Origin of the sequence: Mucilaginibacter oryzae, assembly GCF_003148845.1 — a bacterium.
GTDB classification, from domain to species: Bacteria; Bacteroidota; Bacteroidia; order Sphingobacteriales; family Sphingobacteriaceae; genus Mucilaginibacter; species Mucilaginibacter oryzae.
In genome coordinates this window covers 327,131-349,130 of the sequence record NZ_QGHA01000004.1, presented here as the reverse complement: position 1 = coordinate 349,130, position 22,000 = coordinate 327,131, and the positions used below count along the sequence as shown (strand labels likewise).

At 44.4% G+C, this 22,000-nt stretch carries 21 protein-coding genes; 11 read left to right on the top strand and 10 right to left on the bottom strand.

Annotated elements, in window-relative coordinates; translation table 11 throughout:
• Window positions 1-112 precede the first annotated feature (112 nt).
• From LX99_RS13315 to LX99_RS13300, 4 genes are all read left to right on the top strand, one after another.
• A complete protein-coding gene (locus LX99_RS13315) occupies window positions 113-850 on the top strand; it encodes a (Fe-S)-binding protein (RefSeq protein ID WP_109608321.1) in 738 nt (245 codons plus the stop codon).
• Window positions 850-2,235: a LutB/LldF family L-lactate oxidation iron-sulfur protein gene (locus tag LX99_RS13310; protein WP_109608320.1), complete on the top strand. Its 1,386-nt coding sequence runs from the start codon at window positions 850-852 to the stop codon at window positions 2,233-2,235. The genes LX99_RS13315 and LX99_RS13310 overlap by 1 nt, the downstream gene beginning before the upstream one ends.
• On the top strand, window positions 2,235-2,828 hold the full coding sequence (locus LX99_RS13305; protein ID WP_245927908.1) for a LutC/YkgG family protein: 594 nt from the start codon (window positions 2,235-2,237) through the stop codon (window positions 2,826-2,828). The genes LX99_RS13310 and LX99_RS13305 overlap by 1 nt, the downstream gene beginning before the upstream one ends.
• Window positions 2,829-3,008: 180 nt before the next feature.
• Window positions 3,009-3,398 (top strand): response regulator, encoded by a 390-nt coding sequence (locus tag LX99_RS13300; RefSeq protein ID WP_109608318.1) that lies wholly within the window; start codon window positions 3,009-3,011, stop codon window positions 3,396-3,398.
• Window positions 3,399-3,523: 125 nt separating this feature from the next.
• On the opposite strand, the gene LX99_RS13295 is transcribed toward LX99_RS13300, so the two are convergent.
• Entirely contained in the window at window positions 3,524-3,985 is a 462-nt protein-coding gene (locus LX99_RS13295; RefSeq protein ID WP_109608317.1) for a DUF4268 domain-containing protein, read from the bottom strand.
• A 123-nt stretch (window positions 3,986-4,108) separates the two neighbouring features.
• Between LX99_RS13295 and LX99_RS13290 the strand changes: the two genes are divergently transcribed.
• From LX99_RS13290 to LX99_RS13275, 4 genes are all read left to right on the top strand, one after another.
• Window positions 4,109-4,396 carry a DUF3892 domain-containing protein gene (locus LX99_RS13290; RefSeq protein WP_109608316.1) on the top strand — a complete coding sequence of 96 codons (288 nt, stop codon included), beginning with the start codon at window positions 4,109-4,111 and terminating at the stop codon, window positions 4,394-4,396.
• A gap of 167 nt (window positions 4,397-4,563) precedes the next feature.
• Window positions 4,564-5,136, top strand: coding sequence for a Crp/Fnr family transcriptional regulator (locus tag LX99_RS13285; RefSeq protein WP_109608315.1), 573 nt, complete (start codon window positions 4,564-4,566; stop codon window positions 5,134-5,136).
• Between the two features lie 71 nt (window positions 5,137-5,207).
• Window positions 5,208-5,645 (top strand): carboxymuconolactone decarboxylase family protein, encoded by a 438-nt coding sequence (locus LX99_RS13280; protein WP_109608314.1) that lies wholly within the window; start codon window positions 5,208-5,210, stop codon window positions 5,643-5,645.
• A gap of 302 nt (window positions 5,646-5,947) precedes the next feature.
• Window positions 5,948-6,679 (top strand): GntR family transcriptional regulator, encoded by a 732-nt coding sequence (locus LX99_RS13275; protein ID WP_109608313.1) that lies wholly within the window; start codon window positions 5,948-5,950, stop codon window positions 6,677-6,679.
• A 160-nt stretch (window positions 6,680-6,839) separates the two neighbouring features.
• Here LX99_RS13275 and LX99_RS13270 read toward each other — a convergent pair whose 3' ends face one another.
• Genes LX99_RS13270 through LX99_RS13260 form a run of 3 tightly spaced genes read right to left on the bottom strand, consistent with a single transcriptional unit; the run spans window position 6,840 to window position 9,782 of the window.
• The gene (locus LX99_RS13270) at window positions 6,840-7,817 is read right to left on the bottom strand and encodes an ankyrin repeat domain-containing protein (RefSeq protein WP_245927907.1); all 978 of its coding nucleotides are present in this window, start codon (window positions 7,815-7,817) and stop codon (window positions 6,840-6,842) included.
• A 10-nt stretch (window positions 7,818-7,827) separates the two neighbouring features.
• A complete protein-coding gene (locus tag LX99_RS13265; RefSeq protein ID WP_109608311.1) occupies window positions 7,828-9,273 on the bottom strand; it encodes an ankyrin repeat domain-containing protein in 1,446 nt (481 codons plus the stop codon).
• Window positions 9,270-9,782, bottom strand: coding sequence for a tetratricopeptide repeat protein (locus LX99_RS13260; RefSeq protein WP_109608310.1), 513 nt, complete (start codon window positions 9,780-9,782; stop codon window positions 9,270-9,272). Before LX99_RS13260 ends, LX99_RS13265 begins: the two co-directional genes overlap by 4 nt.
• Before the next feature lie 376 nt (window positions 9,783-10,158).
• On the opposite strand from LX99_RS13260, the gene LX99_RS13255 reads away from it, so the two are divergent.
• On the top strand, window positions 10,159-11,862 hold the full coding sequence (locus LX99_RS13255; protein WP_109608309.1) for a M3 family oligoendopeptidase: 1,704 nt from the start codon (window positions 10,159-10,161) through the stop codon (window positions 11,860-11,862).
• Window positions 11,863-11,970: 108 nt separating this feature from the next.
• Here the strand turns inward: LX99_RS13255 and LX99_RS13250 are convergent, their stop codons facing one another.
• The 4 genes from LX99_RS13250 to LX99_RS13235 form a co-directional block, all read right to left on the bottom strand.
• Window positions 11,971-12,978: a glycosyltransferase family 4 protein gene (locus tag LX99_RS13250; protein ID WP_109608308.1), complete on the bottom strand. Its 1,008-nt coding sequence runs from the start codon at window positions 12,976-12,978 to the stop codon at window positions 11,971-11,973.
• Window positions 12,979-15,255: a glycosyltransferase family 4 protein gene (locus tag LX99_RS13245; RefSeq protein ID WP_109608307.1), complete on the bottom strand. Its 2,277-nt coding sequence runs from the start codon at window positions 15,253-15,255 to the stop codon at window positions 12,979-12,981.
• Between the two features lie 444 nt (window positions 15,256-15,699).
• Window positions 15,700-16,890 (bottom strand): aspartate aminotransferase family protein, encoded by a 1,191-nt coding sequence (locus LX99_RS13240; protein WP_109608306.1) that lies wholly within the window; start codon window positions 16,888-16,890, stop codon window positions 15,700-15,702.
• A 269-nt stretch (window positions 16,891-17,159) separates the two neighbouring features.
• Window positions 17,160-17,471 (bottom strand): hypothetical protein, encoded by a 312-nt coding sequence (locus LX99_RS13235; RefSeq protein WP_109608305.1) that lies wholly within the window; start codon window positions 17,469-17,471, stop codon window positions 17,160-17,162.
• 317 nt (window positions 17,472-17,788) lie between these two features.
• Between LX99_RS13235 and LX99_RS13230 the strand changes: the two genes are divergently transcribed.
• Both LX99_RS13230 and LX99_RS13225 read left to right on the top strand, forming a co-directional pair.
• On the top strand, window positions 17,789-18,967 hold the full coding sequence (locus LX99_RS13230; protein WP_109608304.1) for a TlpA family protein disulfide reductase: 1,179 nt from the start codon (window positions 17,789-17,791) through the stop codon (window positions 18,965-18,967).
• 93 nt (window positions 18,968-19,060) lie between these two features.
• Window positions 19,061-19,813 (top strand): hypothetical protein, encoded by a 753-nt coding sequence (locus LX99_RS13225; protein WP_109608303.1) that lies wholly within the window; start codon window positions 19,061-19,063, stop codon window positions 19,811-19,813.
• 37 nt (window positions 19,814-19,850) lie between these two features.
• On the opposite strand, the gene LX99_RS13220 is transcribed toward LX99_RS13225, so the two are convergent.
• Window positions 19,851-20,264, bottom strand: coding sequence for a DUF5655 domain-containing protein (locus LX99_RS13220; RefSeq protein ID WP_245927906.1), 414 nt, complete (start codon window positions 20,262-20,264; stop codon window positions 19,851-19,853).
• A 4-nt stretch (window positions 20,265-20,268) separates the two neighbouring features.
• Complete coding sequence (locus LX99_RS13215) at window positions 20,269-21,987, bottom strand: amino acid permease (RefSeq protein WP_109608302.1); 1,719 nt, start codon at window positions 21,985-21,987, stop codon at window positions 20,269-20,271.
• Between the last annotated feature and the right edge of the window lie 13 nt (window positions 21,988-22,000).

The window sequence follows — 22,000 nt, the reverse complement described above, 5'->3', positions numbered from 1 at the left end:
GTACTTTCGATATTTGGTTATTAACTGTAAACCCGGCACAGGATACCAAAGGATGGATGTGCCGATAATAAACGCTATTATTGTTTTAACCAATAAAGTAAACGTGTAAACGATGAGAGTTGCCCTGTTTGTTCCTTGTTATGTAGACCAGTTTTATCCGCAGGCGGCCATCGCCACCCTCGAATTGCTGGAGAAACTTGGCTGTGAGGTTCACTATCCTAAAAATCAAACCTGCTGCGGGCAGCCTATGGCCAATTCGGGCTATGAGCATTTAACCGGCGGCTGCAATAGTTTATTTGTAGATAATTTTTCGGGCTTCGATTATATTGTTTGCCCTTCGGGAAGTTGCACGCTGCATATTAAAGAGCATTTGCATGCCGATGGCAAGGAAATGCAGGCTGCCGAAATCCGCAAAAAAGTTTACGAACTCACCGAATTTTTAGTTGATGTTTTAAGGGTTAAGCAACTGGGGGCCAGTTTCCCGTATAGGGTAGGTTTGCACCAAAGTTGTCACGGCCTGCGCGGTTTGCGCATTGCCCAGATGAGCGAACTTGTTGCTGATCCATTCAGCAAACCGGGCCAACTGCTGAATATGGTAAGCGGACTTGAATTGGTAACACCCGGACGCGCGGACGATTGCTGCGGCTTTGGCGGCACATTTTGTGTGGTTGAAGAAGCGGTATCGGCCAAAATGGGTAAAGACCGCGTGGCCGACCACGTATCGCATGGGGTTCAATATATAACCTCGGCAGACCTTTCATGTTTAATGCACCTGGAAGGTATCCTGCGCAGGCAAAACAGCGGTGTTAAAGTAATTCATATAGCCGAAATTTTAAACAACAGTTTGTAATGAGTACAGCTACCGATAAACATCACCCGCAATTGGCGGCCGACTTTAACCGCGACGAACCCCGTGTAAACTGGCACGATGAAACCCTTTGGTGGGTGCGCGCCAAACGTGATATGGCGGCGCACAAACTACCCGAATGGGAACTGCTGCGCGAAACCGCGTCGCAGATAAAACTCAATGTACTCTCCAACTTAAGCAGCTATCTTGAACAATTTGAAGCCAACGCCAATAAAAACGGCATTATAGTACACTGGGCTCAGGATGCAGCCGAGCATAACCAGATTGTTTACAACCTGCTTGAGCAGCGGGGCATCAGGAAAATGGTAAAAAGCAAATCGATGCTTACCGAAGAATGCCATTTGAACGAATATCTGAAAGAACAGGGCATTGATGTGATCGACTCAGACCTGGGCGAACGAATTGTGCAATTAGCTAACGAGCCGCCAAGCCATATCGTTTTGCCCTGCATCCACAAAAAGAAAGAAGAGATAGGTGATATATTTCACGAACACTTAGGTTCGGCCAAAGGCGAGTCGGATCCGAAGATCCTGACAGAAACCGCCCGTCAGCACTTGCGCGAAGTATTTTTAACCCGTCGCGCGGCGCTTACCGGTGTTAACTTCGCGGTGGCCGAAACCGGCGAATTTGTGATTTGCACCAACGAAGGCAATGCCGATATGGGCGCGCACCTCGCCGAAATTCACATAGCCTCCATGGGGATTGAAAAGATCATACCTGAACGAAAGCACCTGGGCGTGTTTTTGCGTTTACTTACGCGGAGCGCTACCGGCCAGCCGATCACCACTTATTCAAGCCATTTCAGCAAACCGCAGGACGGCAGCGAAATTCACCTGATTATTGTTGATAACGGGCGCAGCGTACAATTAGGGCGCGAGGACTTTCGTAACTCGCTGAAATGCATCCGCTGCGGGGCTTGTATGAACACCTGCCCGGTTTACCGCAAAAGCGGCGGGCATAGCTACCATACGGCTATTGCCGGACCAATTGGCTCGATACTGGCACCAAACCTCGACATGAAAAAATATGCCGATCTGCCTTTCGCCTCTACCCTGTGCGGATCGTGCAGCAATGTCTGTCCGGTTAAAATAGATATTCACGATCAGTTGTATAAATGGCGGCAGGTGATTGTTAAGGAAGGATATTCGCCCAAGGCAAAAACCATGGCCATGAAGGCGATGGCTTTAACCTTATCGTCGCCTGCCCTGTACCGCATGGGTGGCAAAACCGGCAGGTTTGTATTTAAATACGCGCCATTTGCGGTAAACAACAAGTTTAACCCATGGTACAACCAACGCGAAATGCCGAAAGCACCCGATCAATCATTTGGTGAATGGTATGCCAAAAGGAAAGGAGCAAAAAACTAATGAGCCGTGATAAAATATTAGCCGCTGTAAAGTTAAACCAGCCTGCCGCATTACCACTTCCGGATATGGACGTGCTGAATAATTTAACCAACGTAAGAACCGACCTCGTAACAAAATATAAAACCGTAGCCACAGCAGGCGGCACTTTTGTGCACGAGGTTAATGGTTTTGACAAGATAAAAGCCATCCTTAAACAAAACTTCAGGCCCGAAGTAAAGATCATTTCCGCGCTTAATGAACCGAGCGATTACATTTATACCGATACCGTAAAGTTTGAAGACCGCCATAATTTTGCCGATGTAGAACTTACTATCCTCCGCTCCAACCTCGGCGTAGCCGAAAACGGGGCGCTCTGGCTCACCGACAAGCAAATAGGTAGCAGAGTGCTCCCTTTCATTGCCCAACATTTGGCCGTAGTAATTGGTAAAGATGATTTTGTTCCTACCATGGCACAAGCCTACCAGGTTATAGGCGATGCTGATTATGGCTATGGATCCTTTATATCAGGGCCTTCAAAAACTGCAGATATCGAGCAATCACTGGTTATCGGCGCACATGGGCCAAGGAGCTTATCGGTTTTTATACTTTCCTGAATGCTGTTAAGCCTGATGTAGTTTTAAACGCGGTTCATCATCCGGCAGATAACTGAAACTGTAAATCCAGAGCTTAAACTCAGAACTGCAGGCTGTTATCTTATTGTTACAATTATTTGCCTATAACTTTAAAAACAAAATAAACACTCCGGGCGTTCTCAACTTTACCAATTAATATTTATGTCGAAAAAGATATTGATCCTTGATGATAACGAGGATATTTTGGAAGTGATGAAAGATGCCCTTGAAATGGAGGGTTATGAAGTTGAGGTACTAAACTACACCGACGACATATGCAAGGCGGCGCTATCAACCAAAGCCGATCTTGTGATATTGGATTACATATTGTTTGGCATCAATGGCGGCGAACTCTGCCATATTTTGAAAACCACACCGGCTACTGCCCATATACCGGTGGTGATGGTGTCGGCCTATCCGCGTGTGCTCGAATCGTTAGGCAACTATGGCTCGGATGTTTTTGTTCCGAAGCCGTTTAACCTGAGCGACATTATAGACGCGGTGAATCACTGCTTTTTAAGCGCGGGCGACGATGTAGCGCATATGGCTTAAATAACATGGTTAGTTAGTTTCGGCCTTTTATTGCAGGAACGAAGTAATCCCGGGTTTGCAGGGTCGCTCTGTACAGTTCGCCATTGCTTCGTTCTTTGTTAAAGACTATAAACCTGATCTCTTTACTACCTAAACAGATCAAAACTATATTGCGCCATGCTCCAAAATTCATCCAGCGCGATGATACGCGGTTTAAAAAAGGAAATGAGCGCGGGCCAGTCCTGTTGGTTAAACACACTTACATTAGGCAGCGTTTTTATGATACACGTTACAGTTTTACCGTATTCGTCGGTGGTGTGCAAATCCCACTCCCATTCCTCATCAAGCTGGCTATCGAGCACGTTTTTCAATTCTAAAAACTGTTCAAACATTAATTGCTGGATATCAGTATCCGGGTGGCTCATTTCGATAGCTATAAATGCCGACTTTTTATCAGCATCCATTTTAAAATAAAGATGCCTTATCCCGGTTTTATAATTTACCCAATTAATTTTGAGTCCATCGGCCGAAAGTTGGGGTTTAAGATACTGCCCGAACGCCGTCCAGAATGCCTGCTTTAACTGAGTTGCCTGTTCTTTTGAGTACAATTTCGCTTTATTTGATAAAAAACAAAAGTAAAGCTTTTAACATGAATGCCGGTTAAATCAGGAACTAACTACCGCTGTCTTATATAATAAATAATATCTTTACCAACACCGCAATTAAAATTTATGGCAAGCTACCAGGTAAACTGTATCAATAAACCTAAAACATCAAGTACTGTTGAACAAATAACCCATATCGGTTATTATGAATCACTGGACAATCCACGGGTAGTGATCTCTGTTGCCGAAGCTATAAAACGTATTCAAGCCAACAGCCAGGTTTTTTACGTAAGTACCGAACGAGGCAAAACCTATCTTACTGTAGTAAAGCCCGAAAACAGTGGTAAAAAACACCTATGCTCAATAACCGACAAAGCGGGGGTAGACAACCTGTTAACGCTGGAAGATGTTTAAATGTAAGAGACATAAAGTAATGCTTTATTATCTCCGCCCAACCAGGTAAAAAATTGAACATGATCTGGCTTTGGTTTATAACGAAAGGTCGGAGCCGAATTAAAAGTTTGTGTTGGTGTAAGTTTAGTTTACAAAAATATCGACATTAGCGAATAGCCCGCCCAACCATGTATCCTCAACTTATCAACCATATTAAACGATATGTTAAGCTAACCGAAGCCGATGAGACCACGATCTGCCAATACTTTGACCTGAAGAAATTTAAAAAAAAGGAGTTGATCCTTGAACCCGGCAAACTTTGCGTGGGCAACTACTTTGTACTTACCGGCCTGGTACGGCAATACTTTGTAAACAATAAACTTAACGAACAGATCATCCAGTTTGGCCTGGAAAGCTGGTGGATAGCCGACCAGGACAGTTTATTGAACCATTGCGCGGCCACCACTTACATTCAAACCATCGAAGCATCCGAACTGTTGTTGCTCACCGAAAAAAACAGGGTAGCCCTGTTTGAAGCTGTGCCGCAGATGGAAGCTTATTTTCGTGTGATGATGCAGAGAGCCTTTATAGCTGCCCAGCGCCGTGTTGGTTATATTTTTAATATGAATGATGAGGAGCGCTACCGCCACTTTACTAATTTATTTCCGGCTTTTGTTCAGCGTGTTCCACAGTATATGCTGGCATCGTATTTAGGTTTCACGCCGCAGTTTCTGAGCAGGCTGCGGGCTAAAAAAAGCTGATTTTCTTAAACTCAGTTCATTTTTTGAGGGGGTGTTTATCCCCAGCTTTGTATCAACAAAAAGATAAGAAAATGAACCGTTTAAAAATCAACACTGCCGAACCGGCAGGCTACCGGGCGATGATCGCCTTAGAGAAATACATGGAAAGCACCAAATTAACCACCCGTCATAAAGACCTCATCAAAATCCGGGCATCACAAATTAATGGTTGTGCTTTTTGCCTGGATATGCACACCACTGATGCCCGCAAAGCCGGCGAAACCGAACGCCGCATTTATAATATAAGCGTTTGGCGCGAAGCCCCTTTCTTTGACGAGCAGGAACGTGCGATCCTTGCCCTTACCGAAGAAATAACCCTGATTACCGGCCGCGTATCTGACGCCACTTACGCCCAGGCCGCCAAATTATTTAATGAGCTTTACCTGGCCCAGGTAATAATGGCCATCATCACCATCAACGCCTGGAACCGTATAGGTGTAGCTACAGAGTTACCTATTCCGCTTAATTAAGCTTTTCATTGTTTTTGATTATAAAGCCGCTTGTGTAATACAGGCGGCTTTATTTGCTTTATAATTTCACAGCTTGTTTGTTACGTATTCAGAATAGTACAACATTTTTGTACGCACATTTATAAGGTAAACAGTTTCCATCCGTACTAAATAAACCATTGGCCGATTCCTGAAATAGCTTTTAAACATCCGATTCATACAATATTGGTATCATGTTTAACATTATTTAAAAACACCGTTTTTATTATGTAAGTACATAAATAACAATTAAGCTATATTTGCGCCCGTCAGTTTGCGATAAAATGAAACTATCCATCGATCATAAAAGCCCCGTCCCGCTCCATATCCAGGCCGAACAATTACTGCGCGATTTAATAAAAGACCCGGCTTACAAGGCAGGGAAGTTATTACCCAACGAGGTTGAGCTGGCAAAAAAGCTGGCTATTTCGCGCACCACTTTACGCCAGGCTATTAACAAATTGGTTTACGAGGAGTTGCTGATTCGAAAAAAAGGCTTTGGCACTAAGGTGGCCACTTCTAAAATAAGCTCAAAAGCCATGAACTGGCTCAGCTTTTCGCAGGAAATGAAAGCCCGGGGCATTACCGTAAAAAATTATGAGCTGCACGTAAGCTGGGTATTTCCGGACGATACTGTGGCCGGCTTTTTTGAGATCGGAACCGAAAAAAAAATTGTGAAGATGGAACGGCTGCGGGGTAGCGCTGAAGATCCTTTCGTTTACTTTATTTCCTACTTTCATCCCCGCCTCGGCTTAACCGGCGAAGAGGATTTTAAACGCCCGCTTTACGAAATGCTTGAAGAAGAGTACTCGGCTGTGGCAAACTTATCCAAAGAAGAGCTTAGCGCTATTAGCGCCGATAAATTTATTGCCGGAAAGCTTGAAATTGACACCGGCAGCCCGGTGTTACTGCGCAAACGTTTTGTGTACGACCAGGGTGAGCGGCCAATGGAATACAATATCGGCTATTACAAGGCCGAAAGTTTTGTTTACACTGTTGAAAGCCGCAGAAGTTAAGCCAGGCACAGTTTGCAACTGCTTTGAAATGAATTGGTTTTAACTAAGCCACCCCCAGCCCTCCGCAAATTAGTGGATTGGGGGTAAGGCCATATGTGATATCATTTAAGTCGGCAGCTGGGTTTGGTTCCGATACTTGACCTATATGCTAAAAAAGACTTTAGTCTCCGGCACCTGCAACCAGCAGTTGCTCTACTATTTCGGTATATCCCCGCTCACTGGCAAAGTCCATAGCGGCGCGCCCTCCATTATCTACGGCCGCGGCATCAGCATTATTTTCCAATAACATAGCGGTAAAATCATTAAAGCCGCATTGTGCAGCCACAATCAATGGAGTTTCGCTGTAACTGTTGCGTGAATTTACATCGGCACCCGCCTTTAGCAACACTTTCCCCAGCCGGTAATTACCCTGCCCTGCCGCGTAATGCAAGGCCGAATTACCATTTAACACATGCAGGTTAACATCGGCCCCGCTTTCAATCAGGAGTTCTGCCAAATGCATGTTCGCATTATTTACCGCCAAAACCAAGGGGCTAACGCCGTCGTTATTCAGCTCATTTACATTTAGCGTTCCTGTTTTTAACAAGGCCATCACCGTTTCGCTTTGATTATTGTACACGGCCTGGTGCAGGGGGGTGTTGCCGTGGTCATCTTTCCGCGCGGCATCACCGGCAGAGAGCGCGGTTACTAAATCGCGCATACCATTGGCTGTAGCATGGTCAAAAATGTTATAGCCGCCATTGTCTTTAACCCCGGTATCGGCACCGAGCGCAATAAGGTATAAGGCTGTTTCTGTTTTACAGGCCAGCACCGCGTAAAAAATGGGTGTCTGCCCGCTGTTTGTACCCGAATTTATATCAGCGCCCGCATCTGTCAATAACTTAATTATTTCTTTATTACCGTTCCGGGCGGCCATATGCAAAGGTGTTTCGCTGCTATTGTTGGCAAGCGTTACATCTGCACCGGCATCAATCAGCATTTTAACAACATCTTTAGCGCCCTTGCTGCAAACGTAATACAATGGGGTATTACCCAGGCTGTCGCGCTTATCAACATTGATACCGCCTTTTTTTAAAAAGGCTTGAACTACTCCTTTTTGCGCGTTTTTACACGCGTTTAGAAACATGTTATCCATCATATAATGTGTATTAGGCCATGGCTTCAAGCAATTGTTTTACTACAGCTTCGTTATCGTTTTTTACAGCTATATCCATAGCGGTTTGGCCCGCGTTGTTTACTTTTTCGGCAACGGCCGAGTCCTTATCCAATAAAAGCGAGACTATCTTTTTGCCCGACATTTTATCCGGGTTGGCCGCCGCGTACATCAACGCCGTATTACCATTTTTATCAACATAAGCGGCATCCGCATCATGACCCAGCAATAATTCGGCAATGTTGTATTTTACCTCATTTCCACGCTCGGCAAATGACATCAGCGGGGTTTGACCGGACAGGTTAGGTTTATTGACATCGCAACCGGCCTCAATCAGTTCTTCGGCGAGCGGGGTATTCAGATCGGCCAGGTAGCCTGCCTTGCAAAGTATGTTTAAAGCCGTGTTGCTTTCATTATCAATGGCGGCATCCCGGTCGAGATTGTTTTTGATGAGCGTGCGCAGCATCAATACCACGTCTTTAAGGTCTTTACTTGATCCACGGCCGATATTGCTGATGGCTTTGGTAATCAAATAAAACACAGCGGTTTCACCATTTCCCGAACGAAAGTTTACGTCGGCACGGCCTTCGGCAAGCAGCTTTACCATATCGGCCGACGGATATTCGCAGGCCAGCATCAGCGGCGTACGGCGATACTGATCAGATACTTCGTTCAGGTCGGCCCCGTTTTTTATGAGCGCTTCAACCGCGGTGGTATCCCTGTTCAATACAGCTTCATGAATGGTCATTCCGCCGGTGGCCGTGTCACTTTCGTCGCCCGATAACAAGGCGGCGATCTCTTTAACGCCGCTGCGTTGCGCATAGGTTAAGGGTGTGGTGTTAAAAATATCTTTATCCTCCAGATCGATGCCGCTTTTATCCAGTAACGCCCGTACTGTTTTAGTCGCAACTTCTACAGCGCCCGGTATCGTTTTACGATGTACCAGTTTATCGCAAATGGCATGCAGCAGGTTTTTACCTTCATCCTGGGTGGCATCCATTTTTATGCCTGCATCGCCCATGGCCTCAATAAACGGGTACATATAAAGCAATCCGGCTTCAAAATAAGCGAGTTTACCCGAGTCGTTTTTCTTTTTGGGGTTAATGCCCAGTTCCAGCAACAGGGTAGCGGTATGCTTAATTTTAGCGGCCTTTGCTTCAAGATCGGGGTTGTTTAAATCAAACCTGGCGGTAGTGAGCGCATGCAAGGCGGTGTTACCGTATTTATCGGCAGTTGGTTTTAAACCTGTATTCCTTAAAAAAACAATGCCATCAACATCAGTAAAACGGGCCGCTAAATGGTAAAGGGATTCATCGTTATCGCCGGTGATGTTTACATCTGATATAGCCTGGTATAAGCTTATTGTATCAATAACATCATTGCCGGCGGCAAACATATTACGCATGTAGGCGTCTCTGATCTGGTTAAATCCGGTATTCATATATATAGTTGATTTTTAGCCAAAGCCAGGGCGTTGGTTATGTTCAAATAATTTTTATGTGCTATAGGGCCTGCGGTTTCAATCACTTTTTTAAAATCACCTAATTGCAGCCAGCAATCCGTTTTAAGCCGTGCAATAGCATCACGCGCCTGGTCGTTAAAAAGACTTACGTATTTGCTGGTAATGCCCTGCAAATAATCGGCTTGTTGATTTTGCAATTTGCGGAGGGCTGTATAAAGTTCGTCGGCCTGGATACGATGATTATAATTACCCGAAGGCCAAACCGATTGCGCTTTATCAAGACAAGCCAGCGCCCCGGCGTAGTTTCCTGTTTTAAAATAACATAAAGCCAGGTTGAAATGGGTAGCCGGCTCATCAGGCGATTCTCTTTTTAACAGCAGATAAGCTTCCGCACAGCGACCCTGGGCAAGCAGCTGCATAATAAAAGTTCCCTCATCGGGATATTGGTGACGGGTATCGGCAGAACCTAAAAGCATTATAAACGGCATTTGATGTATTATAAAACAAAGTTTTGAGCAATTGTTTTAACATAAAAGCAAACAAGCAAAATCTAACGACACTATCAGCCTTACTTTTGCCGCGATCGCGGCCACTTTAAGGTACAATAGTTGCCAGACAGCCGTATTAGCGCAATTAGCGAAGATAATACACTGGTACATATTGGGGGCTTGCATCATAAGCCGGACCATTATTGCAAACGCGGATTTTGGGAGCAGTTAATAGCATACGTTATTGCGCAATGAACGAAAGTTGAAATTGCCTTGACTTTTTGTGCCTTCGTTTAAATTTTCAAGTATATTATTTGCACTACATCAACCATAATCTGCACATTTGCACATAAGCATATCTGCACATATAAAAACCATGATCCACAAAAAAACAAGAACATATATCCCCGCTTCGCTCGATATTAAATGGGAAAACCTCAAACCATTTTATAAAGAACTGCTTGACCGGCCTATCAATTCGGTTGAAGAACTGGAAAAATGGCTGCGCGATAAAAGCGAACTGGAAGCCGCTTTGGAAGAGGATTTTGCCTGGCGGTACATCCGCATGACCTGCGATACAGCCAGCGAAGATCTGCTTCAAAAATTTCAATACTTTGCAACCGAGATCGAACCTAAGATAGCGCCTTACAGCAACGATCTGAACAAAAAGCTTGTCGCCAGCGAATATGTTGATCAGTTGGACGGCGAAAAATACTTTGTATTTCTGCGCGGGGTTAAAAAGGCCTTAGAACTTTTCCGGGAGGAAAACATCCCGGTGCAAACCGAAATCCAGGTTGAACAGCAAAAGTACCAGTCGATAACCGGCTCCATGTCTGTTCATATTGATGATAAAGAGTTTACACTGGAGCAGGCCTCGGTATTTTTAAAGGGTACCGACCGCGCCAAACGGCAGGAGGTTTGGGAAAAGATCACCGGCCGCCGCCTGCAGGATAAGGAAAAACTGGATGAGCTTTTCGATCACCTGCGCAAACTTCGCCACACGATTGCCCTGAATGCCGGTTTCGAAAACTTCCGTGATTATATGTTCCAGGCGCTTGGCCGCTTTGATTATACCCCGCAGGATTGCTATGCTTTCCATGCCGCTATAGAAACTGAAATAGTGCCTATATTAAGGGAGCAAGCCGAAAAACGCCGCGAGGCTTTGGGCTTACCCGCGCTTAAGCCCTGGGATATGGACGTGGATGTTTCGGGCAAGCCGGCTTTAAAACCGTTCCGGAATGGTGAAGACCTGATCGAGAAATCCATCCAATGCTTCAGCAACATTAACCGTTATCTGGGCGAGCGTTTGGAGATTATGAAAGATAACGGCCTGTTTGATGTGGAAAGCCGTAAAGGCAAGGCTCCGGGCGGTTACAACTACCCATTGGCCGAAACCGGCGCACCGTTCATTTTCATGAATTCGGCCAATACTTTCCGGGATCTCACTACCATGGTTCACGAGGGCGGCCACGCCGTACACACTTTCTTAACTGCCGACCTAGAACTGAATGATTTTAAACATTGTCCATCGGAAGTCGCAGAATTAGCATCCATGTCGATGGAGTTGATCTCGATGGATAACTGGAATGTTTATTTTGACAACGAGGAAGACCTGAAACGAGCCAAACGCGATCAACTGGTTGATGTGTTGAAGACCCTGCCATGGGTAGCTGTGGTTGACCAGTTTCAACACTGGATTTACACCAACCCCGATCATACCGACACCGACCGACGCACTGCCTGGGTGGAGATCTTTGAACCTTTTGGCGCTAATTTCGCCGATTGGAGCGAGCACCAGGAAGCGTTTCAAAACCTTTGGCAAAAACAACTACACATTTTTGAGGTACCGTTCTATTACATTGAATACGGTATGGCCCAATTGGGGGCTATTGCCGTTTGGAAAAACTACAAGGAAAATCCGGAAAGAGGATTGCAGCAATATTTGGCTGCCCTTAAACTCGGCTACACCAAAACCATTAAGGAAATTTACGAAACAGCCGGTATCAAGTTCGATTTTAGCGCGGGCTATGTAAAAGAATTGGCCGGGTTTGTAAAAGCAGAACTGGATAAATTGAATTAAGATAAAACGCTTACAATTTTAAACGACAAAAGCGCCGACGGCGCTTTTGTCGTTTAAAAAATATCTGCAGCGGGTTTAACGCTGCGTAACCCGTGGCAGTTGTGGCGACTATTTGTTTAATATTCGTTTATACAATTCCCAATAATCAGCAACCATCTTCCCGCTCGAAAACTGCGAGTTTGCCCAACCATAACAATCCGCACGACAGATCTGGGCAAGCCGGGCAACAGCATTGACCGCCTCATCAACCGTATTAACCAAAAATCCCGTTTGCCCATCCCGGATCAATTCAGGCATCGATCCGCGATTAAAAGCGATCACCGGCGTACCGCAAAGCATAGCCTCGGCAACGCTTAAACCGAAGGGTTCGTTAAAATTGATGGGGTGCAATAAGGCAGAGGCCCGTCCTAACAGTTCGCGCCGTTTTTCCGGTCCGGCATGGCCTATATACACCACATCTTCACTCAATTGCGGCTCCACCTTTTCCTTAAAGTAATCGGCGTCCTGTACAATTCCTGCTATTACCAATTTTCGTTTGCTTTTTTGGGCGATGGAGATAGCTTCAGCAGTACCTTTATCAGGGTGGATACGGCCGAAGTATAACAGGTAATCATCCGGCTCGTCATAAAAATGAAAGTCACGGGTGTCAATCCCGTTGTATACCGTAGCGATGTAATCCAATTCGGGGCTTCGGTCCGAATTGCTTATCGATACATAATACCCTTTATCGTTATACTTTTTATAAACCGGAATAATCCTTGGCGATGAAAAACCATGTATAGTGGTAATTACCGGCGTTTTGATCAGGCCCGAATAGGTAAGCGGCAAAAAATCGAAATTGTTGTGGATGATATCAAATTCACCCGCTTTTTCCATCAGGTTACTGATATGGAGGCATTCCAAAACCTTCGCATCCTGGGTACGGTCCTCTTCATAACCAGTGGGGCAAACGGCATCAAGTGTTGCAGCGGTGATGGAATCGCCGGTAGCAAAGAGCGTTACCTCCGCGCCAAGTTTCACCATCCCTTCGGCTATATTTGATGCGATCTGCTCCCATGGCCCGTAATGCCTGGGCGGTGTGCGCCAGGCCACCGGGGCTAATACGGCTACCTTCATTTAGCAGGTTTGCAATTTTTGGCCGTATTTATTGTATTCATATTCCAGCTCGAACGCTTTCAACACCGTAAGGTGCGAAATGAGGTAAGCGAGCGTACTTTCGGCCCCCTGGTTACGGTTAATGCCACCCGGAAGCAAACCGTCGCAGCAGCCCTTGGTTTCATGATCATACAACGGCGCGCGCAGGGTATTTTCTCCTAAAAACCATTTGTAGCTTAAAAACATCTTTTCGATATACTGCGGCACCCTGAAAATGCGGTAAGCCTGAAAATGCATCAACACCATAGCCATCGTTTCGATAGCCTGCTGATCGAAAGTTGGGAAGGTACCGCCACGATAGTACCAGCCATCGTTACCTACCGGGCTCAGGTAGCCGTTTGATAATGTGAGTTTATCAAGGAATGCCATGGTAGCCAAAGCAATGGTTTTGGCTTCTTCATTACCTGTAATCTCGCACGAATGCAACAAGGCCAAAGGCAGGATCGCGTTATCATAGGTCATTTTTTCTTCAAACCATTGCCAGTCGTCAGATTGGGTGTTGTTATAGGCATCAATCAGTGGCTGGGTTAAGTTAACCAGTATTTTTACCATGCCTTCATCTGTAGGGTATGCTTGCAGGTACAAACTGATGCCAATAATGGTATTGGCTATTCCCCTTAAATGTTTTAAAGTTGAGAAATGCGGGATAGATTTATGGAAAATCTCCAAGGAAAATTCGCGATATGAATTACTTGCAGCGCAACCTATCAAATGCCCCAAAGCCCAGATGGTACGGCCAAATGAATCTTCCGAACCCACCTCATCCAGGTATCGCCTGTCGAAGCTTAAAAAATTACGGAAGTTACCATCATCCGTTTGCATGTAGTGAATGTAACTGAGGTAAATAGGTAACAATTCAAACGCCTCCCGGCTTTTATTACGCTGATAGGCCATAAGGGCCATAATCAGCGCGCGCGCGTTATCGTCAAGGCAATAACCTTCTTTCAAATTGGGGATACCATATTTGGCATGTTGAACAATCCCGGTATCATCAGTTAACCTCAAAACATGGGTAAGGCTGAATTTTGGCAGGATCTCCGGGTCGACAATGCTGTTTCGTAAAATTTTGTCGCTAAAATCAAAACGGCTTAAGGCCTCCTGTGCCACCTTAATAAATTCGGCACCAATAACCGGCCAGCGCAGGTGCAAACCGTATTGGTAAGCGTTCTCTTTTAACTCGGATAATATCCTATCCTGATCCAATAGTTCAATAATCGTATCGGCCAGCGCTTCCGAATTTTTAAAATCAAACAGGCGACCACGATTATCGGCCAACAGTTCGGTAGCATGCCAATAAGGAGTTGATACCACGGCGGCGCCTGCTCCTACCGCGTAGGATAGCGTGCCGCTGGTAATTTGCGCTTCGTTTAAATATGGGGTTACATAAATTTCGCAGGCGGTTAAATAGTTTACCAGTTCCTCTTCAGATACGAACTTGGCAATAAACGCCAGGTTTTTTGATACCCCCAATTGCGCGGCGAGCGATTTCAGGTGATCCCGGTATTCCTCGCCCGAATTTTTAATTACACCCGGATGCGTGTTACCTAAAACCACATACATTACATCGGGATGTTTTTCGACTATTTTAGGCAAGGCTTTTACTACAGTTTCCAAACCTTTATTGCGGCTTAGTAAACCGAAGGTTAACATTACCCTTTTATTTTTAAAAGATGAGAGGTTTTTCACCGGGTTATCAACAGGAGCTTCTACATCAGGCACACCATGCTCAATAATCTGGATCTTATCGGCCGGGATTTCGTAAATAGTAGTTAAAAACTCAACCGCCCTTTTACTCATCACTATAATCTTTGACGATTGCTCGGCTATCTCACGGATAATGATGCGCTGTACATAGCTCGGGTCTTTCAATACGGTGTGCAAAATAGAAATCAGCGGCTTTTCCAACCGGTTAATTAACGGTAAAATGTAGATACCGCTCTCGCCGCCATAAATACCAAACTCGTGTTCCATAATACATACATCCGCGTTACTGGTATTGATGTAGTTGGCCGCACGGATATAATCTTTCTGATGGTTTTGGCGGATAACATATTTAACCTCCTCAGGATATTCGTATTCTTGCAAATTTTCCGAATCGTTTAACGCCACTACAAAACCATTTTGAACCAGGCTTTTTCTATCAGGAAAATTTGAACTGATGGCATGCATCAGGTTATTATTAAACGTTGCAAGACCGCATTCGCGCGGTGGATAGGTTGATATATATGCTATTTTCATATGTAAATTGAGTGGATGCATTGTTATTGGTCCGGCTTTAAAGCTTTTTAATTAATTGTAAAATCAGGATGACCATTAAAAAGAGCATTGGGTGACCTGTTTTATTGCATTAACATCACCAAAAGCAGTTTTTTGCCGGATAATGATATAAATGCACAAACCATACCAATTTAATTCAAACTAAAATCTAAAGGCGGGTATTTGATAAAGTATCCTAATGGTTACTTTTATTTTGAAGAGAAGTAGTTTGACGAAATCATGTTAAGGTACACAAAATTAACGGATTGTTTGGCTTATAATTGAGGCTGCTTATTTACATGAAATACAGGAGCGCTAATAAAGGTTCAGGCTTTGCAGAAAAGAGCTCCACCCGAAGGGATTCAACCTACCTTTTGTATGTATACTATGCAGTGCCAAATGCCTGTGTAAAGCGGATACCGAAATTTATTTGGTATAATAATCTACCGCCTCAACAATTACTGCGCATGCTTTGCTAATCTCATCAGGTGTAATAATCAGCGGCGGGGCCAGCCTCATCGAATTACTGCAATGTAAAAACCAATCGGTAATTACACCATTTTCAATACAGCGGTCTATTATTTTTTTATTCAGGTCGAAGTCTTCCAATTCGGCGGCAAGCATCAGGCCTTTACCTCTAACCTGTTTAATAGCCGGATGAACCAACAAGGAGCGCAATAAAGCTTCTTTTTCTGCAACACCCGCTACCAGGTTGGCCTCCAGTAAAAACTCCAACGCGGCCAACCCTGCAGCGCAACACACCGGGTGCCCGCCAAAAGTGGTTATATGGCCAAGTATCGGGTTCTCCTTCAGCGCATCCATAATTTGGTTTGATGAGATAAACGCACCAATCGGCATCCCTCCGCCCAAAGCTTTAGCCAGCAGCAAAATATCGGGCACTATGCCGAAATGTTCAAAGGCAAACAATTTCCCTGTACGGCCAAAGGCAGCCTGGATTTCATCCAATATCAGCAAGGTGCCTGTTTCGGTGCAGCGGGCACGCAAGGCCTGCATGTAGGCCACGTCGGGCACCCTAACACCGGCCTCTCCCTGTACGGTTTCCATAATAACACAGGCCGTTTCTTCGGTGATGAATTGCAGATGATCCGGATCATTAAAATGAATAAAGCTGACACCGGGCAACAACGGACGGTAAGCCTGTTTAAACTCTTCATTACCCATTACGCTCAAAGCCCCGTGTGTACTGCCGTGGTATGAGTTATGAAAGGCAATTACCTGGCTACGGCCGGTAAAACGCTTGGCCAATTTTAAGGCACCCTCTACCGCCTCGGCACCCGAATTGGTAAAATACACCGATTGTAAACTATCCGGCAGTACCGATACCAACTTCTCTGCAAAACGCACCTGTGGGGTTTGCACATATTCGCCATAAACCATCAGGTGCATGTATTTATCAACCTGCTGCTTAATAGCATCAATAACATGAGGGTTATTGTGCCCTAAACTGCTTACGCCAATGCCCGAGATCAGATCAATATATGGCTTGCCCTCCGCGTTGTACATATAAATGCCTTCGGCGCGTTCAAACTCGAGTAGTAGCGGGAAGTTGGTAGTTTGGGCGTTGTTGGCTAAAAAAAGCTGGCGAAGGGTGGTCATGATGTAAGTTATAAGTCTTATGTTTAAAGTCTTATGTCGCTTTCAGGGGCGATTGTTATCTAAATATAAGGTACGAAGCAACTGCGAACTATAAAGGCCGAACCTGCTTCTGTCCTATTGCTTCGTACCCCGCAATAACGTCATTCGGATTTTGCAAACAAAGATAAACATTTACAGATGGACGAGAATCCATCTGTAAATGTTATTTTAAATGCGTTTGATTTATTCGGAACAAGGACTAACTAATCTCCAACCTCTAATCACTAAACTCAATTCCCCGCCCGCTTGCTGCGCTCGCTCAGCTGTTTAATAAGTTCGTCATTAAACTCCTGTTCGCTTTTGTACAGGATGCTCACTTTTTCGGGCGGAAGTATTTTGGCAAACAAATCGCGGTAGCGTTTGCGGATGCCTACCAACTGGCTTTCGTAATAAATTTCCTTATCTATCTGTTCGGTGCCGTTGGTGGATGAGGTTGAGTTGTTTAAACGCTTCAGGATCCTCACCGCTGTAAGTTCCTGCTGGTACTGGCTGTACAGGGGCCAGAACTTCAGCCTGTGGTCGGTATTTTCACCGTACCACATGATCTGAACAATTAGTATCGACTGAAACGAAATTCTATCTCGTGAGAGTTGTGCGGTGAAACGTCTATTATAATTTGCGCGCGTTTGCAAAGAGTACCCAACCTGGGTTTTCATTTATAACGCAACAGGCAATACAATGGCCGGGGTTCTTCATTTAACATCTTTTAACGGCTGCTTAACATCTTTTAACAGCTGCAACATCGCCATCAAGCTATTTTAGCATTGTGAAAGCAAACCTTTTCCTTACCACGATTAATATTAGCCCGGAAATAAGACTTGCCTGACAAAACTTTTCATTTAGCCTTTAAACCTAAATTATGCTAAAATCCGTTTTTGTTTTCCTGCTCGCTATGCTTTTTACAGTTATAGCCAATGCCCAAAAAAAATTCAATGTTACTATCAAATTGGATAGCAGTATAAACCCTCAAAAAGTTCATTATCAGTATTACAATGGTTATGATAAGGTGCTTTTACCTGATACTTTTGGTAACAAAAGAGCAGTGACATTAACTGATCAGTATTGCTCGCCGTTCGCCTCTGTAGTTGTTGCTTATGATGGCAGCGACGGTAAACGTTATAGTAGTGATGATTTTTTTGTAAGCGATAAACCAGCCATGATCAGCCTGAAGCTAAAGCCGAATAGTGATGCTTTAATAAATTACACATCCATAAAAAACGTAACTCCCCTTGATAGTGCTTATTGTAAAACAGTAGCGTTAAAGAAAGCCTTTATGATTGATAAATCAGTAACTAAGGAAAACGAGGCTTTTGACAATTTTTTAACGCAACACGGAAACTTTAATCAAAACGACTCCCTCAGAAGCGTATTCAGAGGGTTTTATAAACGCTACTTAAACAGAACAATGGCCTTTTTAAAGCAACACTCCGATGATTATTTTTCATTTTGGTATTTTATTGATCAGGTAGCACAGTTTGAAGGAGCCTTAGCCGATGATCCTGCCTATTTAAAAGAGCAACTGGTATACTTGAAATCTGTATTCCCGGCAAAGTATACTGGGAGCATTGAAGGTAAAAGGCTTATCAAAAAATACGAGAATGTTTTGAAAAGGAGGCAGCTGCAACTTAACGATGCCGCTCCTGACATTGATGTCACGGGCATTGATGGTAAAAAGATCAGTTTAAAGAATTTTAAAGGCAAGTATGTGCTGCTTGATTTTTGGGCAACCTGGTGCGGACCTTGCATAGTCCAATTACCTCATATAAAAGAAATCAGGCAGAAATACCCTGCAAATCAACTTGAAATAGTTGGCATAAGCAGCGATTATGATTCGAAAAAGTTGGCTGTATTTGTGAAGGAGCAAAACATGAGCTGGCTACATTTTTATGATAAGCATAATGATATCGCGCCGCTTTATGGCGTTAAAGGAATCCCTAACTTATTCCTGGTAAACAAGGACGGGAAAATTGTTTACAATAGTAGTTGGGAAGGGGCTGATAATAAAATGTTATCGAAGCTGCTTGACGAAATGCATTAAGCATCATGGTCTTGTCCGGTCAATTTAATACCAGCAAAATGAATCACCCGTTTCCGGTAAAATCTTTTATCTAAATTTTTAGGTCCTAAATAAATGATCAAATCTGTTTTCATTTTATTGTTAGCTCTATTTTTTACAGGGGGTGTTCGTGCCCAAAAAAGCTTTAGCGTTACCATTAAATTGGATAGCGGCATCAATCCGCAAAAGGTACGGTACCGGTATTATAATGGCAGCGGAACAGTGTTATTGCCCGATACCTTTGGCAATAGGCAAATCATCCTTTTAAAAGATCAGTATTACTCTCCGCTGGCTTCTTTTAACGTGAGTTATAACGATGGCCCAAAAACTTATTACAGCAATGACTTTTTTGTAGATAATAAACCCGCCATTATAAGCCTGTACTTTAAACCTAACGATGATGATCAGCTACTTTACAGTACCCTGATCAACGCAACCCCGGTTTATGATACCGTTGCCAACAAAACCTGGTCGGAATTGCAAACTTTTATGGCTGATCAGTCGGTGGCGAGAGAGAACCAGGCCTTTGATGATTTTTTGAATCAAAACAAAGGCTTTGCCCGCAACGATTCGTTGAAAAGGATCTTCAACGGGTTTTACAAACGGCGGTTAAACCGCACCATGCTGTTTTTAAAACGTTACGCGGATGATTATTTTTCGTTTTGGTACTTTATACAACAGGTGGCACAGGTTGGCTCTGTTTTAAAAGATGATAAACCTTATTTAAAACAGCAATTGGCCTATATAAAAGCGGTATTTCCCGCAAAGTTTACTGCCAGTTTTGAAGGTGAACGATTGATTAAGGCATACGAGGATGCTGTAAAATAAGCGTTGTTTTCCTTCGGTAGTAAACGGAGATGTTGTCTCATTTTGCCCGCTCCATTGCCATCCGTATATATTTCCTAACCTCATCATTAATGTCTTCTTTAAAAAACATCCTGAAGTAGTGGTTATACTGCGTGGTGCCTTGTACCTGTTTTATTTTGCTGAAACAGAGGTTATCATCATAAACCTCATTAAAAGGAAAAACCACGTCGATAAAATTTTTGCCCAACTGGCTAACATAGGCAAAGTTTACCCTGGTGCCTAAAGCGATCATGCTTTTAGTGGGATAAACCTTAACGGCACCTATTTGCAGGCATTCATCAACCAAATGGTCGAACAGCGATATGGTATGCGCGGTTTTGCCGTTCAATGCATCGGATAGCTCCCTGTCGCGGCAGGAATGCACCTGGTTGGTGGCCTTAAATTCGCGCTGACATTGTGGGCATATCCACATGGCTTTATTTTGTTTTAGCGTCGGCCTCTTTACCTATCACGCTGTTTTTATAGCTGTAGGTAAAGTAAATGATAAGGCCTACAATTAACCAAACCAGGAAACGGATCCAGCTATCGTAAGTTAATTCGGCCATTAAATAAAAGCAGCTTAACAGCCCCAGCACGGGGATAAGTGAAAGCTTTTTAATTACCGCCAGTACCGTTAAAACGGTAGATAATATGATGAAAAGGAAGAACGGGAATTTCTCATGAACGTTCTCCGCGGAAAACAAACCGAGAAATTTATTCCAGCAGATAACCAAAACTATGATATAAATAACCGGCGCAATCCACTGCGAGTTGATGTACGGCAGATGGAATTTCCCCCTGGCTGCTTCTTCGCGCGGCAGGAGCAATACGCCGCCGCACACCAGTACAAAGGCAAATAAGGTTCCTATACTGGTCAGATCGGTAACCACGGTAAGGTTTAAAAACAGTGCAGGCACGGCAACCACAAAACCGGTAACGATGGTCGAAAACGATGGTGTTTGATATTTAGGGTGGATGCGCGAAAAAACTTTCGGCAGCAGCCCGTCGCGGCTCATGCTCATCCAGATACGCGGCTGCCCCAGTTGAAATATCAATAATACACTTGCGGTGGCTATTACCGCGCTTATGGATATTACATAGCTGATATTATGCAAACCAACTTTGGCAAAAACAAAAGCCAGCGGGTCGCCCACCTGCAGTTCTTTATAGCTTACCATACCGGTAAGCACCAGCGAGATGAGTACATACAGTACTGTACAGATTACCAGCGAATAGATCATGCCGCGCGGCAGATCGCGCTGGGGGCGTTCACATTCTTCGGCGGTAGTGGATATGGCGTCAAAACCTATGTAGGCGAAAAACACGCCCGATACGCCCTTCATTACCCCGCCAAAGCCGTTTGGTAAAAACGGGTGCCAGTTGGCCGGTGTTACATAAAAAAAGCCGATCACGATAACCGCCAATACAATAGCTATTTTTAAGTAAACCATGGCGTTGGTTGCCCTTTTGGTTTCGCGGATGCCGATATAAACCAGGTAAGTGATGATCAACACAATTAGCAGCGCAGGTATATTAGCTACCAGCTTAAGGCTGCCAATGCCGGGGGCGCTATCCCATGCCGCGGCGTTTTCGCGCATCACATCAGTTATTTTTGAAAGCTGATGTGAGGCCGTAAAATTCACCACATCGTTATGGGCGCTAAACACAGTAAAATAATCGGTGTACAGGTACCGGGGTAAATGGATCTTAAAACCCTCTAAAAAGTTTACAAAATAGGTGCTCCAGGATATGGCTACCGCTATGTTGCCAATAGCGTATTCCATCAGTAAATCCCAGCCGATGATCCAGGCTATCAATTCGCCAAATGAAGCGTATGCATAAGTATAGGCGCTGCCGGCTACTGGTATGCGCGAGGCAAATTCGGCATAGCAAAGAGCCGAAAAACCGCAGGTGATAGCAGTAATTACAAACAGGATACTTACACCCGGCCCGCCCTGGAACGAGGCTTCGCCAATGGTTGAAAAAATACCCGCGCCCACTACGGCGGCTATCCCCATCAGGGTAAGGTCACGTACGTTAAGTTCTTTCTTGAGTTGTGATGTTGTTGTGCCCGGGTGCTCACCGTCTCCAAATCCGCATTCAACATCGTGTAATATTTTTTCTACCGATTTTTTACGAAAGATACTTTTCGACATGTAGTTTAATCAA